Here is a 14,445-nt window from a genome sequence, read left to right on the forward strand (position 1 = left end):
CCTCATAGTATAGAAATCTGTGCCTCAGGCTTTACAAAACCTATGTTATTACTTAAAGTTAACTCTAAGTCAAGCACAAATATTCAGAAGAGACAGGAGCCATACAATGAAAACCTATTCCATAAGTGAAGCGGCCGAACACTTTAACATGACCCCGCATACCCTGCGCTACTATGACAAGGAAGGGCTTTTACCGCATATTGAAAGAAATCCCGGGGGAAAACGTGTCTTCAAGGAATCCGATATGGAAGCCTTAAGAATCATTGAATGCCTGAAGTCCTCGGGGATGCCGATTAAGGAGATCAAAAACTTCATTGAATGGTGCTCAGAGGGGGATTCCACCCTGCAGCAAAGATATGACATGTTCCTGGAGCGGAAGGCCTGCGTGGAAGCCCAAATGGAGGAGCTGCGGAAAACGATGGAGGTCATAGATTATAAATGTTCATACTACAAGACAGCTTTGACGAGCGGAACGGAAGCTGTGCATACAGGGAAAAGCCATCTCAAACAGCCGGTCCTGCATGGCCATTGAGACAGCTCTCTACTAATTATTTTATCCGGGGAGTATACCTGCCGTTTCAGCGGTGAGCCGTAACATACATCTCGCCCATCACAGACTGCAAGCGGTAGGAGCCTGCGGGCAGCTCAGCTTCGATAAATGCCTGTACAGCGTCCTTGTCTATACCGTACATAACCTCAAGCTCTTTGGCGAAAAGCACTGGTTCATCATTCAGTAAATTGGATAACACCGGTAATTTCCGTGCCTTAAGCTCCTGCGCGACGATCTGCTGAAGTCCCTGCTTATATTCTTCAAGGGATCTTGCCCCTGTAAGCTTCACACCTTTGTTCTCTTCATTGACCATAATTATTGTGGGAAAGCCCCGTACCCCTAAACGGGCAGTCATGGCAAAATCCTGCTCAAGCAGCTCCTGGGCGGCTTCGGAGCCGGCCTCCTCCACAATCTGCCGGCCATACAAGCCGATGGAGTCAACGAGCTTCACCAGCACTTCCTCTTCCGCAATATTCTGATTAAACGCAAACACCGCTTCACGCGCCCGCCGCAAAAACTCAGCCTCCCGGCCCTTATGTCTGCTTTGAATCACTTTATACACTCTGGAAGGCGGGTAAGAGGATTGAATGGGATGAGTATGCCACAATGAACCGTCAATCGGCATGCGGGAATGCTCGCCTACTTCTCTCCAGTGACCGGCGACATCCGCCGGCTTCTGAATCCCATTTCCTCCGTCCGAGAACCCTTGCCAGCCGGCTAGTAATCCTCCCATTAATACTTTCACCTCAAAATACTGGCCGTACTCCCGGATTAGCCGGTTCAGGACCGGCTCCAGCGCCCAGCAATGCGAGCAGATCGGATCTGTAGCATAGTATAACGTCACCTTCTTCTCTGCCTCATTCAAGTCAACCGCTTGTATACTCTCTTCATCTGCAGCACCGCATATGCCGGTCGCAAGATCGCACACCATATTATTAGAATCATTCATATTCTTCTGCACTCCTTTTAGCTTTCCGTTATTTTCGTTGATGCTTGCTCTATAGTATAATTATATTTAGTATGTAACTTCTAACAAGTATGATTGTTTTTAATACCTAGTATATATTTTATACCTAAGGAGAATTCATAATGAAATATATTTTTAATCTGGAACAGCTTTGTCCGGCCACCTTTGCTTTTCATGTCATCAGCGGGAAATGGAATTTGCCGATTCTTGCTTATCTGAGTGAAGAAGAAGCTATCCGTTACAACGAGCTTAAGAGAAGACTCCCGGGCATCACGGGTACGACCTTAACCAACTGCCTGAAGGATCTCATTAACTACGGAATTATTCACCGGGAGCAATATAACGAGGTGCCTCCCCGGGTTGAATACTCCCTGTCCCCTTCCGGCCGGGAGCTGGTTCCGCTCATTGCGTCAATCGTGGCCTGGGGCGAGCGGAACATTCATTCGCTTGAGAAGGAGTGATTGGGTCGCGTCAAAAGCAAATAAGGTATCCCGGCCCGCTAAGATTAGCAGTCCGGGATACCTTATTATGTACTACAGCTTACAATGAAGCGGGGGCACTCTTCGCGCCTCGGCTATCTTTTCCGAGCAGCTTGTTCGTGAAATTCACATTAAAGAAATGAATGATCGGCCCCAGGCCGAAGACCGTTGCCAGCGTGCCCAGCCCGATGATGCCTCCTGCCAGGAAGCAGATTAGAGCGCAGAGCGCATCTGTTAACATCCGGTGCCAGAAATAAGAGATGCGCGGAAACTTTGCTCTCATAATCAGAGACAGGCTGTCATACGGCGCTACCCCGACATCCGATGTCTGATACAACGATACCCCGAAGCTGCATACCACTACACCAATCGCGACGGTAATAACCTGCTGCCAGAGCAGCTGAGGTTCGCCAAGCAGACTGATCCAAGTACTATGGAAGAAAGTAGCTATGTACCCGAGGAGAATCGCATTGACGAACGTTCCGGCGCCGATAAATTTCCGACCGGTGATGAATTCAGCCACAAACAAAACTACATTTACCAGGATAAGAAAATTCGCATAGCTGATCCCGGTCAAATCTGCAAGAGCCATGACCATGCCGCTAAAAGGATCATTCCCCAAGCCGGATAACTTAAAAATACTGATGCCCATCCCTAAAAATATATTGCCGAGCACCATAATGATCAATCGTTTCGAATCTAACCTCTCCATATACCCCTTCATCCGGCCCATCCTATGCTTATATTATAGTGTTGAACTTACTTTAATGCCCAGTTCCATTATAACCGGAATTATCCTGCTGTCTGCTATTAATTCCACAGTGTGAAGTTCATCGCTTAAGGAGCTTCCATCCAGCCGGCAAGGTCATTAACAGGTATCAACCGTTAGTTGAGTATTATAAAAAATCAAACATGAAGTTATTGTTCATCCCGAAAAGTATAGATAAAATCAGAATATAATAAGGAGCGTGATCGTTACCCATGAAAGATACATTAGCGCGAAACATCAATATTTACCGCAAAGAGAAAGGGTTCACACAAGAAGAACTCGCACAAATACTAGGACTTTCTTATCAAGCGGTATCTAAGTGGGAGAATGCCCAGTCATTGCCCGACATCTCGCTATTGCCTCAATTATCAAGAGCATTAGAGGTAAGCATCGATAAGCTGCTTGGTTATGCATCGCAGGACCGGCCGATCACTATCTATGAAGAGGTTTATAAAACTCATGAGTATTACTGGGGTACTCAACCTAATAAAGTATGTTATCAGGTGCTTCAGCTTATGCCTCCCACAAAACCTTTAAGATTACTAGACATTGGCTGCGGCGAAGGAAAGGACGCTGTGTTTTTCGCACGCAACGGGTATGAGGTTAGTGCATTAGATGTTTCGGATGCAGGAATTGACAAAACGAAAAGGCTTGCTGATCAAGCTGGTGTTTCTGTTAATGTGTTCAAAGCAGATATTTTGGATTACCGGTTGAGCACTCACTATGATATTATCTTCTCAAGCGGGGTCCTGAACTACATTAAATCAGAATTCCGCCAAGAAATATTCAATAATTATAAGCAGTTTACAAATGATAACGGCCTGCATGTCTTTAACGTATTTGTACATAAACCATTTATCGCGCCTCCCCCTGAAAAGGAACCAAATGCTCATAAGTGGCTCTCTGGTGAGCTGCTCACGAAATATCATGATTGGCTGATTAAAGATAGCTCGGAGGATATCTTCGACTGTAATTCATCAGGCATTCCCCATAAGCATGCTATGACTAAGTTGATCGCGCAGAAGATACGCTCAGTAGACTAATCTTTTTGCCAGGCAGAATCCGTGCTATCCCATTAACGTACAACAATCGCCCTGTAAGATTATACTTACAGGGCGATTGGCTGTTATCCAGGTACAACGATATGATTTTGATAAGTCCAACTCGATACTAGAACCAGTCCGCATAACCAAGCTGTCTCAAGTAGTCCGCAGATTCCTGCAAACAATCAAACGGATCACGGCCATACGTATTGTCCTGCTCAATCAGGAAATATTTTACGCCGCTCGCAGTTCCTGCTTCCATAATGCCTTTAATATCCAGACTGCCCTGGCCCAGCTCAGCAAATTCAATAATATCCGTAAATTTATACATGAACTTGCTCATGTCTTTGAAGTCTGCTTCCGTTGTCTCCATACGGCCGATCCGGTAATCCTTCAGATGCAGCAGCGAAATTCTGCCCGCAAAGCGTTCAATGACCTCAATAGGGTTCGCGCCTCCGCGGTGTACCCAGTGCACATCCAGCTCAAAACCGAGCTTCGCCGTATTTTCCCGCATAATATCAAGCAGGAACTTCTCATCGTATTTCTCAAATTCAATATGATGATTATGGTAATAGAGCTCGATACCGTGCTCAGCCAGCCGTTCAGCCATAGCTTCCGCATCCTGGATATAGGCCATAGCCTTATCTTTATCGCCCATCAGTTGAATCGGCATCATCCCAATGCGTACAATACGGCAATCCAGCTGCTTGCAGTCTTTTATGATTTTATCAAAATCCTGCGCCAATGACTCGCCGGGCATACCGGGCATAGTATCGAGCGGGGCACTTACAGAGGCGATGGTTATGCCGAATGCCGTACTTGCTCTGTGCAGCTCGGCAACATTATCCTGGCTCATTTCAATCTGAGTGACCTCAACGCAGCTAAAGCCGAGGTCTTTCAGGCTTCTGAATGTCTCGTAGATCCCGATTTCCGCTATCTTATTCTTCAAATTGAACATTTGCACGCCGATTTTCCCTTGTGTCATCTCTGTTCCTCCTATAAATAGATCTCCGTTTTAAGTTCAGAAGAAGTACGGATAGCGTCAATCATAAGCATCGGTACGGCAGCGTCTTGGACATGGACATAATCCTGGGAATCCGCCTGAATACACTGATAGAACTTGCGAACAAGCTTGATGTGCCCCGCGCCGTAATAGAATTTGGACCCGGGCAGCCTGCTGTCCTCCACCCAATGCTCCGCCGGTCCGTCTTCATTTATTTTCCATAAAATATTATCCTTGATCCTGAATCTGGCCTGCTCCAGGATCACTTCAATCTCAACGCTTGAATTCTCGGCATAGGCATTAGTAGCCCAAAAGATCCCTGTAACTCCGCCCTTGAACCGGATATGGGCTGATACCGTATCCTCTACTTCAGTGCCGTAATCAAGGAGCTGATCAACAGAACCGCGGATAGATGCGATCTCGCCGCCCAGCAGCTGCAGCTGATCGAGGACATGAATGGCCTGGTTAATCATCACTCCGCCGCCTGCCTGCTCCATAAGGCCGCGCCAGGGCTTGACGGTATAGTAATCCTTGGGCCGGGCCCAGGCAACAATCCCTTTGACTCCCTTAACAGCTCCGTATTGTCCTCCTGCGACAATTTGCTGCAGCCGTTCAAAAGTCTCATTGAACCGGTTCTGCAGGCAGATCCCGATCTTTACCTGTCTGTTCTCCGCTTCCAGCGCAATGAAAGACCGGGCTTCTGCTGCATTTAAGGCCAGCGGCTTCTCTTGGAATACGTGAATTCCTGAGGCGGCGCAAGCTTTCGTTACCGGATAATGCAGATAATGAGGCAGACAGATATGTACACAGTCCAGCGTTTCCGTCTCCAGCATCTTCATATAATCTGTATAGAATGGAACGCCGGGGACTATAGTTGCCTTCGCCTGATCAATATCGCATACGGCAGCAAGCACAATATCCGGATTCGCCTCTATAGCTGCAATGTGAATAGGGGCTACATCACCAAGCCCAATTACTGCTGCTCTTAACATCCTGTCACCTCTGTATGCGGCCTGCCCCTATTATGCCTGGACAGGCTGCTGCTTCTCTTCTTCAATCCGCTGGTTCAGCTCAGACAGGAACAATTCTTCATCCAGCGGAAGCTCCACCTCGCGGCCCAGCCAGCTGGACAGATGAATGGCATTGGCCAGAGTCACACCATGAATACCGTCGCTTCCCGGAGCCAGCAGCGGAGTGCCGTCAATTATATTAGCGGCGAAATTGTCCATGACCGCGATGTGCTGGCCTCCCCATACACTCTCGAACTCAATCACTTCTTCCGTATATACATCCGATTGATCTCCGCCCATGAAGATTTTCAGCACATCAGCCCAGCCCATATTCTTGCTCATCTCCGCTTCAGGCGTAAGCAATCTCTTAATGGTCACCTTCTTGCTGTCTTCGACCACAATTTTGCCTTTGTCGCCAAGAATTTCGAAGCGGTCTGTGCCCATTACGTCATGTGTGCAGGTAATGAATACACCGGTTGCCCCGTTGCCGTAGTCGAACATAGCGGTTACTTCATCTTCAACAGCTATATCCCGCTGGAAGCCGTATTTGACATTGGAATATACCTTCTTGGGCATTCCGCAGATCCATTGCAGCAGATCAATCTGATGCGGAGCCTGGTTCACGAGAACTCCTCCGCCTTCGCCGCCCCAGGTAGCTCTCCATGCGCTTTGGTCATAATATCCCTGAGGTCTCCACCAGCTTGTGATAATCCAGTTGGTCCGGCGGATATTCCCGATTTCCCCGCTATCGACCCATTTCTTCAACTGTTGATATAGCGGATTGGTCCGTTGATTGAACATGATACCAAAGGTCAGCTCTGGTTTGGCAGCCGCGAATTCATTAAGCTCCTTAACCTGCTTCGTATATACGCCGGCAGGTTTCTCTACCAGGGCATGAATATTTCTTCTCAGCGCTTCAATGCCCATCTCGGGATGAAGATAATGCGGCACACAAGTTACAATCGCATCCACATCGCCGCTTTCCAGCATTTCGATGTAATTGTCATAGAAGGGAACATCCGGATACTTCTCAGCCGCCCACTGTTTTTTGGCAGGATCAATATCGCAGATTGCCCCAAGCTCCATCTGTTTTACTTTGCCTGCGGCCAGAAATTCCGCGTAAGATCCGCCCTGCGCACCAACACCGATAATGCCCATTTTTACTGTTTTCATAATACGGTTGCCCCGCTTTCGATTTGTTTGAGTATTGCTGTTAAAGCCTCATATTGCAGCTTATAACCACCGGCTCCATCCAGTCCCTTGTTATCCTTGATCACGTTCTCCGCTGCTTCCAGCTCCAGATCCTTAAGCGAATCAAACAATACCAGGTGCGGCTCCAGTGTCAAGAAGCCGGTATAACCGCTGTGAATCGCCTGAGCCAGAATGGACGGAATCTGACCTTCACCTGTACCGCACAGCACATTCTCATGATCTGTACTTAACGCATCCTTAATATGGATATAGGCGATGTCCTCTTTGAGCAGATTGTAGCAGGCCTGCGTATCTTCCCCGCATTGCACAAAATTGGCGAAGTCGAAGATAGCTTTAAAGTGCGGCGAATTTACCTCTGCCAGTATCTCTTTGCAGCGCCTGGAAATGTCTCCGTAAATGTCCTTTTCATTCTCATGCAGCAAAACTACACCATATTGCTCCGCGATAGCGGCCAGAATCTTAATCTTTGCTATCACTTCATCCCGGTAGCCGTCCGGATTCTGGCCTTTTGGTATATAGAAGCTGAAAATACGAATGTACTTACAATTCAGCAGACGGCTGATCCCGCACATTCTGATAAGCATTTCCTGTTGTTTGCGGAAACCTTCTTCGTCCTGAACAAAGATTTTGCCTATCGGCGAGCCGATCGAGGATACACCGATTCCTGCTGCTCTGAGTCTGGGCAATACACTCTCTTGAATCTCTTCTGCTGTAAAGTCGCCTACATTTCTGCCGTCGATGCCGCGGAGTGATATGTAGTTCATTCCCAAATTGGCAACCACTTCAAGCTGAGTATTGAAATCAGCCGAAATTTCATCAGAGAAGCCGGAGATTTCGATTGTTTGCTTCAAAACATAGCACACCTCACGTTTCTTCATTAATGGATTATTGGTTAATCCTGCTCTCTAATCCCATCTTAATTGAAACCGCTTTTTTACACTCGTAATATTTTGCAAATTATCGTAAAATCAACAATAATAAAGCTGCGCACATGATTGAAAATCATTCATCTGGAGGACGCGTAATGTTTACAAGGGAAGATGAGCTGAAGAAGCTGTTTGGATTTGCTTGTGAGTTTTCACGTATGAATACCGTTTTCACCGGTGCCGATACCGGAATTGAATGGCAGTCCATCCGCAGTCAGACACCGGGTCCTTTACAGCCGTATATCGGGAAATTGCTGGAGAGCCTGCCCCTTGCCCCGCCTAGTTCTGATACTAAAATCCTGTTTCACTCCACCCCCTTCCGTATGCATTTTATTTGTGCCTACTTGCTCCACGCAGGCCGTTATCTCGGACGCATTAGTGTTGGCCCGTTCCTGCTTGAGGTGCTTTCCGCTGATGCGATGAATGAACTCATCTTTAATCATCAGATGCCGATCGGGCTTGCGCCGATGCTGGAGCAGCATTATCATTCCCTGCCTTTGCTCAGTAAGGAGAAGGCGCATCAGCTTGCCGATTTTCTCGCCTATCTCGCTTCACACTTTGATGACAGGAATAAATATGATTTCGAGGGGGCTGTCACCTATAACATCCAGAATCAGTACGTAATTCTCCCGGATACGCTTAAACAAAAGGCTACGGAAGAAGCCATAGCGCTGATCGAACAGAATTATGTCACGGAGAACAAGCTTCTGGCAGCTGTCGAAACGGGCAGCATCGAGAAAATTCAGCTGATTGGAAGCGAGATTAATCTCATCACCAGTAAAATCCCTGACCGCATTCCCAATAATCCGCTGCGTTCCCGCAAGAACCTGGCATTTGTCCTGAATACGCTGCTGCGGAAATCGGCAGAAAAAGGGGGAGTCCATCCGTTATATATTGACAGCATTTCCGAGAAATTCGCTATACAAATTGAAAAGACTCTGTCCATTCAGCAGCTGCTCGACCTTCAGCAAAACATGTACGCGGAATATTGTGCTGCGGTAAGAAAGCTCAGCTTAATTAACTGGAGCCCGCTCATCAAACGGACCATTGAGTATATCCGGCTGTATATTGACCAGGAGCTGAAGCTCGAAACCATCGCCCGGGCCGTTCATACAAGTCCTTATGAGCTTTCCAGACAGTTTAAGCGGGAAACCGGAGAACCGATCACGGCATACATCAACAAGCTGAGAATAGAAGAAGCTGTTCCGCTCCTGCAAAATGAATATATGTCGATTACCGATATTGCCCAGATGGTCGGCTTTAGCGATGTCAATTATTTCACGAAAATATTCAAACAGTTAAAAGGCTGTACACCCAGCAAATTCCGCAAACCGGAATAAAATAAGGCTTGCCGTCTGAGTTCTCAGATTCGCAAGCCTTTTTGTTGTTCACACCTGAATTATTGGATTGAATTTCTTTTTTCTGCCAGATCGGCAGCCAATTGCAGCGTACGTTTCTTATTGAGCGGATAAAGGAACATTACAATCAGGAAGATCACGAACATGATCACCGCCGGCACTAAAGTCGCCAAGGTATGAATTCCGCTCAGCGTGCCGGAAGTTTGGACATCCAGCTTGGAATTGTACCCGACATAAGCAAGAGCAAAGCCGCCAAGACCGCCGGCAATCGCCTGCCCTACCTTCCGCGAGAAGGAATAGATGGAGTAGATGGTTCCATCCTCGCGCAGCCCGGTCAAATATTCATGATAGTCAATTACATCCGTTACAAATGCCCAAATAATAAGGTTAAAGAATCCGTATCCAAACATGGCTATGGCCAGAATTCCTATAAAAGCGTTTACATGAAGATCAGACAGTATATATAGCAAGCCGTACATTACTGCAGCCAGCAGTATGCCCATGGACGCGGTCTCTTTCTTGCCGAATCTGGCTACAAGCGGCTTAATCAGCGGTGTCGCCAAGAAAACGGCAGCCGGCTGAATGAAACCTACCAGGCTTAACGCTGTGGTGCTCTTAAAGTAATTTTTGAACAAGTATACATTGATCGTACCTACCAGCATGAAGCACATCAGGAAGGTCAGCGAGGCCACCAGAATCCACATGAGAGGCTTATTCCTGGCCAATCCCTTTAGGGTTGCGCTTAATTTAACCTTTTCCCGCTGCGTTTCTGTCTGAACGACCCGTTCTGTCGATAACTTATAGCAGGCTATGTAACAGGCAATGGATAAAATACCGAAGACGACAGCTGCAAGAATGAAGCGGTTCGCTACTGCTTTGTTATCCACAAAGATAATGAGCGGTCCCACAACATTAATAAGCAGACCAGCCAGTGATCCACCCAGTGTTCTGAACGTCGACAAGGTTGTGCGCTCAACAGGGTCATTCGTAATTACCGAGGCCATGGATCCATATGGAATATTAACCGTGCTATACAGCGTTCCCCATAGAATATAAGTTACATATGCGTAAGCCTCATAGAAACCATTAGTCATGCCCGGCAGATGAATAAACATCAATATCCCTGAAATTACGAGCGGGAAAGACATTCTGAGAATCCAGGGTTTGAATTTCCCGTGCGCTCCAGCCTTTCTCGAATCAATGAACCGTCCCCAGGTGACATCCGCCACCGCATCCCATAATCTGGCAACCAGGAACAAACTGCCGACGAACGCTGCACTCAGTCCATAGACGTCAGTATAAAATACCATTAAGAAAGAGCTTACAAGAATAAAGAAAAAGTCATTTCCGAAATCCCCGAACATATACCCCAGTTTGTCCCGCAGACCAAACTTTCTTACTGGTTTAAGCGGGCTTGCTGCTGTTTGATTTACAGTTTCCAGACCGGCATGTTGACCCATTCATAATCCCCCCGAGATTTTAATTAGAGTTGTAATTCACTTAATTGTTTAGATTATCCGTTGTTTGACGAATTTTATAACTTGGAGTACAAACGGACTCATCTCAGATTCAAGGCATACTTCACCTCTCTTTTCATCCTTTTTTTGCATCTGGCAGTAGCAACGTTTTCTATACCGAGCTTAATTGAAAACGCTTTTCTTTACTCGTAATATTTTGCAGATTATCGTAAAATACACATTAATAAGTTGTGACCGATCACTAAACAAGACCCGGATCCTATTAAATTAGGATTCGGGCCTTTAGAAATTTTATAAATATTTAAGAATTACCATACATTCTTCTTAAAGAGTTTCCTCTAAGCTAAGTATGAAAACACGGCTAAGGGGGCTTCACACTATGAAAAAATGGCTGTTTGCCATAGCTTTATTCGCAACATTGGGTTATATCCTGATTACCTGTCTTTACCTTCCCCTGACCCATAACGGGCAGGCGGGGCAGGATACGGTGGTGCAAGCGCAGGGCAACCGGCAGTGAATAACATGTCACGGAGTCAGTCATTGCCGCTACTTTCTTCATAGACTGCCTTCAATAACCTCAATATCCCCCGATCCCAGCTCAATCTTCACAGTTCCAGGAGCATCATATTCCTGCCCGGGTCCGGTCACCGTCCCGTTATTGGTCAGCAGCTGATACTTCCGCTCGAAGGCTTCGGGCACGTACAGCCGCACATCTCCGCGGTTCGATTGAATTACGAGCCGGCTCAGTGTACTCATATCGGCCAGATATATATTCATTGTTAATTGGGCGTCGTTAAATTTAGCGACACTGAAGCCGAGATCAGAGACGAAGGAGACGGTCAGCCCCGCGGCATCCGGCATGATCTGCTCCATTGTCCGGGCAAAGGATTACGGCAGGCTCCCTTTTACTTCTACCCTGTTCTCCGGACTGCCGCCCGCCATAATATGAATATCTATTGCCTGACTGAGGCCTTTGACCACAATTGCCGAAGCTTCCTGTCCAGTCAGACTCCAGCTTCGCTCCACCTGGACCGTCTTCTCATTAGTGTAGCCCATGATTACAACACCTACAGCCGCCAGCATAAGCAGTATGACTATTACCTTGGCCCGTTTACGCATCATTATGCCTCCTTATTTCAGTTCTTCGCCCGCGAAGCTGATCCAGCTCCAGGCCACAGTCACAAGCCAGATTACTACTCCGCCTATAGCCATCTGAATCCAGTCCGGACGGCTTAATTCAGCAATGCCCAGCACCCTGGACAAGTTCCGGAATAACCAATACGGTGACAACCTTCCCGCATCCAGATTCAATTGATGCATAAGAAGACTCAGCAGATTCTCACCCAGAAGGACGAGCAGTAAATATAACGCTGTCGGCAGGGCTGCTGCACGCATCAGTGTATAAATCATGAATCCGAGCGACAGCACGATCTCATACAGGATCGTTTGCAGAATCAGAGGCAGGATTACTTCTCCCGGGTCATAAGCACCTAACAGCAGATATGCAGTGAGGCAAATTGTACAGCTGTACGCTACTACAAATACAGTGCCGAGTATATACGTTAAGATTAATTTGCCGGCGAAATAGCATTTACGCGAAACCCCTGAGACCAGTACATTATTAACCGTGCGGCTTGTGAAATCGGTCTGCCAGGTGAACAGGTACACGGGTATGAACATCACCGGCAATACAAGCGTTCCGCTTTTCATCCCCTGCAATATCACTGCAACCGGAGTCTGTTCTCCCGCTGTCTTGACGAGTACAGCAGCTATACATATGACTGCCAGCGTAATGAGCAGCAGCCGCTTGTTCTTCCATACCCGGTAAATATCCGCCTTCAATAACAGCTTCATAGGGCCACCTTCTGTCCGCCTACTACCTGCAGGAAATAGTCTTCCAGCTCTGTCTGCTGGTACAGAAACCGGTATATGGAAATTCCCGCCTCCAGCAAGGCATTGCTGATCCGGATACAGATTTCATCTGAGGCTGTGAATTCGAGGTATCTGTCCTTAAGCTGCACGCTGCCTGTAATGTTACCCTGAATTAAAGCTATGGCCGCGTTATTATCCGAAGTTTCCAGCAGACGGTAGCCGGTTAGCTCCTTCTGCAGATCTTCGTTTGAGAATTCCTGAATTAATGCGCCTTCATGCAGAACACCATATCTCGTAGCAACCAGTGCAAGCTCGGCCAGAAAGTGGCTGGAGATCAGCAGCGTTGTGCCCAGCTCCTGATTAATCTTGGTAATCATCTGCCTGATTTCAATAATCCCCATGGGGTCCAGCCCGTTAACCGGCTCATCCAGGATCAGAAAATCCGGTGCATCCAGAATCGCCAGGCCGATTCCCAGCCGCTGCTTCATGCCGAGGGAGAAGTCCTTTACCTGCTTGCGCTGCGTATGCTCCAGGCCGATGAAGGCTAATGTATCCGCGATCTTGTCCCGGCTGTAACAATTCTTCTGTATACTGCTGTATTTCAGATTCTCCTCTGCTGTCATATCCATATATAACGCCGGGCTTTCAATCACAGCAGCTACCTTCACCTCCGGGCCGGAAAAGCGAAACTCTCCGGAGCTTGGCGTAATGAGTGTGCTCAAGATGCGGATAAAGGTTGTTTTCCCGGCACCATTTTTACCAATCAGACCGTAAATATCCCCTTTATAAATCGTCATATCTATATCACGCAGCACATGGGCTTCTTTATATTTTTTGGAGAGCCTGCTTGTCTTCAGCATAATATCTTTCATCTTTTGTATCACTCCGTTTGGTTTGTCTTGTTCCTGCTGAAGTGATCATAAGACAATCGCGGCGGTTGATTCGCGGTTTTTCCTGAACGGTCCATTTCATTTCCTGTTTGACATGACAAGCTCCCCATTCCAGTTAAGGAAATGAGGAGCGTCTTTGCCATTTTCGTTATTTTATTGGTACATCGTTAACAGTTCTTTTTTACCGCTTCTCGACAGCAGGCATTGTTTCCCGTTCGTCATAAGTACAGTGGAATCTTTATAATTGACCGTGACAATATGGCGTTTATGAATCAGGAAGGAGCGGTGACAGCGGATGAAGCTGCCGCCCACCCGTTCTTCGATGCTTTTCAGGTTATCAAAAAACTCCAGGCAACTGTGCTCCGTGACCAGAAGGACCTTGTGCTTCGCGGCAGACGTCTCGAAATAAATAATGTCATCCAGCTTCATGTAGCGGATTTCATCCGGCTGCCGGATCGTGAAATATTCCGTCTCCCCGCGGTCGCCGGTAAGCATGCGCTCATTAATGCTCATCAGGCATTGCCTGATTCTCGAAGGGATTTGCTGTGGCTCGTCTTTGAGGATATAGTCCATAGCTTCGATCTTATATTTGAAGGTTTCAAACGCCAGCTCACCATGTGTGGTTATGAATATAATGAATCCCCGGGCATCTATCCTTCTGATCTCTTTCGCCAGATCAAAGCCGTTCATGTCAGCGGACAGATCGATATCGAGAAAATAGATTCCCCTCGTCCGCTCCTTCGTAATTCCTTCCAGAATGTCCTGCGGATTAGCCGTAGCCGGCTGCAGCCTCATATCCAGGCTCTCAATCAGTATATATTTCTCAATTACATCCGCAACATGCGTTCTCGCCGCCGGATCATCCTCGCATACATAGACAGGCAGCAC

17 protein-coding genes are annotated in these 14,445 nt (G+C 47.2%); 5 read left to right on the forward strand and 12 right to left on the reverse strand.

All coding sequences use genetic code 11. The features are described from left to right. The first annotated feature begins 106 nt into the window (after positions 1-106). Positions 107-532 carry a MerR family transcriptional regulator gene (locus tag LOS79_RS16980; protein WP_315411155.1) on the forward strand — a complete coding sequence of 142 codons (426 nt, stop codon included), beginning with the start codon at positions 107-109 and terminating at the stop codon, positions 530-532. A 46-nt stretch (positions 533-578) separates the two neighbouring features. On the opposite strand, the gene LOS79_RS16985 is transcribed toward LOS79_RS16980, so the two are convergent. Continuing rightward, on the reverse strand, positions 579-1,499 hold the full coding sequence (locus LOS79_RS16985) for a DsbA family protein (RefSeq protein ID WP_315411156.1): 921 nt from the start codon (positions 1,497-1,499) through the stop codon (positions 579-581). A gap of 140 nt (positions 1,500-1,639) precedes the next feature. On the opposite strand from LOS79_RS16985, the gene LOS79_RS16990 reads away from it, so the two are divergent. Continuing rightward, entirely contained in the window at positions 1,640-1,978 is a 339-nt protein-coding gene (locus tag LOS79_RS16990) for a winged helix-turn-helix transcriptional regulator (RefSeq protein WP_315411158.1), read from the forward strand. Between the two features lie 79 nt (positions 1,979-2,057). On the opposite strand, the gene LOS79_RS16995 is transcribed toward LOS79_RS16990, so the two are convergent. Continuing rightward, positions 2,058-2,708: a YczE/YyaS/YitT family protein gene (locus tag LOS79_RS16995; RefSeq protein ID WP_315411160.1), complete on the reverse strand. Its 651-nt coding sequence runs from the start codon at positions 2,706-2,708 to the stop codon at positions 2,058-2,060. 269 nt (positions 2,709-2,977) lie between these two features. Between LOS79_RS16995 and LOS79_RS17000 the strand changes: the two genes are divergently transcribed. Next, complete coding sequence (locus LOS79_RS17000; RefSeq protein ID WP_315411162.1) at positions 2,978-3,808, forward strand: helix-turn-helix domain-containing protein; 831 nt, start codon at positions 2,978-2,980, stop codon at positions 3,806-3,808. Positions 3,809-3,935: 127 nt separating this feature from the next. Here LOS79_RS17000 and LOS79_RS17005 read toward each other — a convergent pair whose 3' ends face one another. Genes LOS79_RS17005 through LOS79_RS17020 form a run of 4 tightly spaced genes read right to left on the reverse strand, consistent with a single transcriptional unit; the run spans position 3,936 to position 7,884 of the window. Continuing rightward, positions 3,936-4,793, reverse strand: coding sequence for a sugar phosphate isomerase/epimerase family protein (locus LOS79_RS17005; protein WP_315411164.1), 858 nt, complete (start codon positions 4,791-4,793; stop codon positions 3,936-3,938). A gap of 11 nt (positions 4,794-4,804) precedes the next feature. Then, positions 4,805-5,803 (reverse strand): Gfo/Idh/MocA family protein, encoded by a 999-nt coding sequence (locus LOS79_RS17010; protein WP_315411166.1) that lies wholly within the window; start codon positions 5,801-5,803, stop codon positions 4,805-4,807. Between the two features lie 30 nt (positions 5,804-5,833). Continuing rightward, positions 5,834-6,994, reverse strand: coding sequence for a Gfo/Idh/MocA family protein (locus LOS79_RS17015; protein WP_315411168.1), 1,161 nt, complete (start codon positions 6,992-6,994; stop codon positions 5,834-5,836). After that, positions 6,991-7,884 carry a sugar phosphate isomerase/epimerase family protein gene (locus LOS79_RS17020; RefSeq protein WP_315411170.1) on the reverse strand — a complete coding sequence of 298 codons (894 nt, stop codon included), beginning with the start codon at positions 7,882-7,884 and terminating at the stop codon, positions 6,991-6,993. Before LOS79_RS17020 ends, LOS79_RS17015 begins: the two co-directional genes overlap by 4 nt. Before the next feature lie 233 nt (positions 7,885-8,117). Between LOS79_RS17020 and LOS79_RS17025 the strand changes: the two genes are divergently transcribed. Further along, a complete protein-coding gene (locus LOS79_RS17025) occupies positions 8,118-9,299 on the forward strand; it encodes a helix-turn-helix domain-containing protein (protein WP_315411172.1) in 1,182 nt (393 codons plus the stop codon). 59 nt (positions 9,300-9,358) lie between these two features. On the opposite strand, the gene LOS79_RS17030 is transcribed toward LOS79_RS17025, so the two are convergent. Then, positions 9,359-10,777, reverse strand: a complete 1,419-nt coding sequence (locus tag LOS79_RS17030; protein WP_315411173.1) for an MFS transporter — start codon at positions 10,775-10,777, stop codon at positions 9,359-9,361. A gap of 397 nt (positions 10,778-11,174) precedes the next feature. On the opposite strand from LOS79_RS17030, the gene LOS79_RS17035 reads away from it, so the two are divergent. Then, positions 11,175-11,312 (forward strand): hypothetical protein, encoded by a 138-nt coding sequence (locus LOS79_RS17035; RefSeq protein WP_315411175.1) that lies wholly within the window; start codon positions 11,175-11,177, stop codon positions 11,310-11,312. A 38-nt stretch (positions 11,313-11,350) separates the two neighbouring features. On the opposite strand, the gene LOS79_RS17040 is transcribed toward LOS79_RS17035, so the two are convergent. The 5 genes from LOS79_RS17040 to LOS79_RS17060 all read right to left on the reverse strand — a co-directional run bounded on the left by LOS79_RS17040 (position 11,351) and on the right by LOS79_RS17060 (position 14,445). Beyond that, entirely contained in the window at positions 11,351-11,668 is a 318-nt protein-coding gene (locus LOS79_RS17040; protein ID WP_315411177.1) for a DUF4097 family beta strand repeat-containing protein, read from the reverse strand. Positions 11,669-11,683: 15 nt separating this feature from the next. After that, on the reverse strand, positions 11,684-11,917 hold the full coding sequence (locus LOS79_RS17045; protein WP_315411179.1) for a hypothetical protein: 234 nt from the start codon (positions 11,915-11,917) through the stop codon (positions 11,684-11,686). Positions 11,918-11,926: 9 nt separating this feature from the next. Continuing rightward, positions 11,927-12,649 (reverse strand): hypothetical protein, encoded by a 723-nt coding sequence (locus tag LOS79_RS17050; RefSeq protein WP_315411181.1) that lies wholly within the window; start codon positions 12,647-12,649, stop codon positions 11,927-11,929. After that, positions 12,646-13,539: an ATP-binding cassette domain-containing protein gene (locus LOS79_RS17055; protein WP_315411183.1), complete on the reverse strand. Its 894-nt coding sequence runs from the start codon at positions 13,537-13,539 to the stop codon at positions 12,646-12,648. Before LOS79_RS17055 ends, LOS79_RS17050 begins: the two co-directional genes overlap by 4 nt. A 171-nt stretch (positions 13,540-13,710) precedes the next feature. Beyond that, a complete protein-coding gene (locus LOS79_RS17060; RefSeq protein WP_315411185.1) occupies positions 13,711-14,445 on the reverse strand; it encodes a LytR/AlgR family response regulator transcription factor in 735 nt (244 codons plus the stop codon).

Origin of the sequence: Paenibacillus sp. MMS20-IR301, from assembly GCF_032302195.1 — a bacterium.
In the GTDB taxonomy this organism is placed as follows: Bacteria; Bacillota; Bacilli; order Paenibacillales; family Paenibacillaceae; genus Paenibacillus_AQ.

Coding starts and splice junctions, on each gene's coding strand:
- LOS79_RS16980 (WP_315411155.1), top strand. CDS start 107: ATGAAAACCTATTCCATAAGTGAAGCGGCCGAACACTTTAACATGACC.
- LOS79_RS16985 (WP_315411156.1), bottom strand. CDS start 1,499: ATGAATGATTCTAATAATATGGTGTGCGATCTTGCGACCGGCATATGC.
- LOS79_RS16990 (WP_315411158.1), top strand. CDS start 1,640: ATGAAATATATTTTTAATCTGGAACAGCTTTGTCCGGCCACCTTTGCT.
- LOS79_RS16995 (WP_315411160.1), bottom strand. CDS start 2,708: ATGGAGAGGTTAGATTCGAAACGATTGATCATTATGGTGCTCGGCAAT.
- LOS79_RS17000 (WP_315411162.1), top strand. CDS start 2,978: ATGAAAGATACATTAGCGCGAAACATCAATATTTACCGCAAAGAGAAA.
- LOS79_RS17005 (WP_315411164.1), bottom strand. CDS start 4,793: ATGACACAAGGGAAAATCGGCGTGCAAATGTTCAATTTGAAGAATAAG.
- LOS79_RS17010 (WP_315411166.1), bottom strand. CDS start 5,803: ATGTTAAGAGCAGCAGTAATTGGGCTTGGTGATGTAGCCCCTATTCAC.
- LOS79_RS17015 (WP_315411168.1), bottom strand. CDS start 6,994: ATGAAAACAGTAAAAATGGGCATTATCGGTGTTGGTGCGCAGGGCGGA.
- LOS79_RS17025 (WP_315411172.1), top strand. CDS start 8,118: ATGAATACCGTTTTCACCGGTGCCGATACCGGAATTGAATGGCAGTCC.
- LOS79_RS17030 (WP_315411173.1), bottom strand. CDS start 10,777: ATGGGTCAACATGCCGGTCTGGAAACTGTAAATCAAACAGCAGCAAGC.
- LOS79_RS17035 (WP_315411175.1), top strand. CDS start 11,175: ATGAAAAAATGGCTGTTTGCCATAGCTTTATTCGCAACATTGGGTTAT.
- LOS79_RS17040 (WP_315411177.1), bottom strand. CDS start 11,668: ATGGAGCAGATCATGCCGGATGCCGCGGGGCTGACCGTCTCCTTCGTC.
- LOS79_RS17045 (WP_315411179.1), bottom strand. CDS start 11,917: ATGATGCGTAAACGGGCCAAGGTAATAGTCATACTGCTTATGCTGGCG.
- LOS79_RS17050 (WP_315411181.1), bottom strand. CDS start 12,649: ATGAAGCTGTTATTGAAGGCGGATATTTACCGGGTATGGAAGAACAAG.
- LOS79_RS17055 (WP_315411183.1), bottom strand. CDS start 13,539: ATGAAAGATATTATGCTGAAGACAAGCAGGCTCTCCAAAAAATATAAA.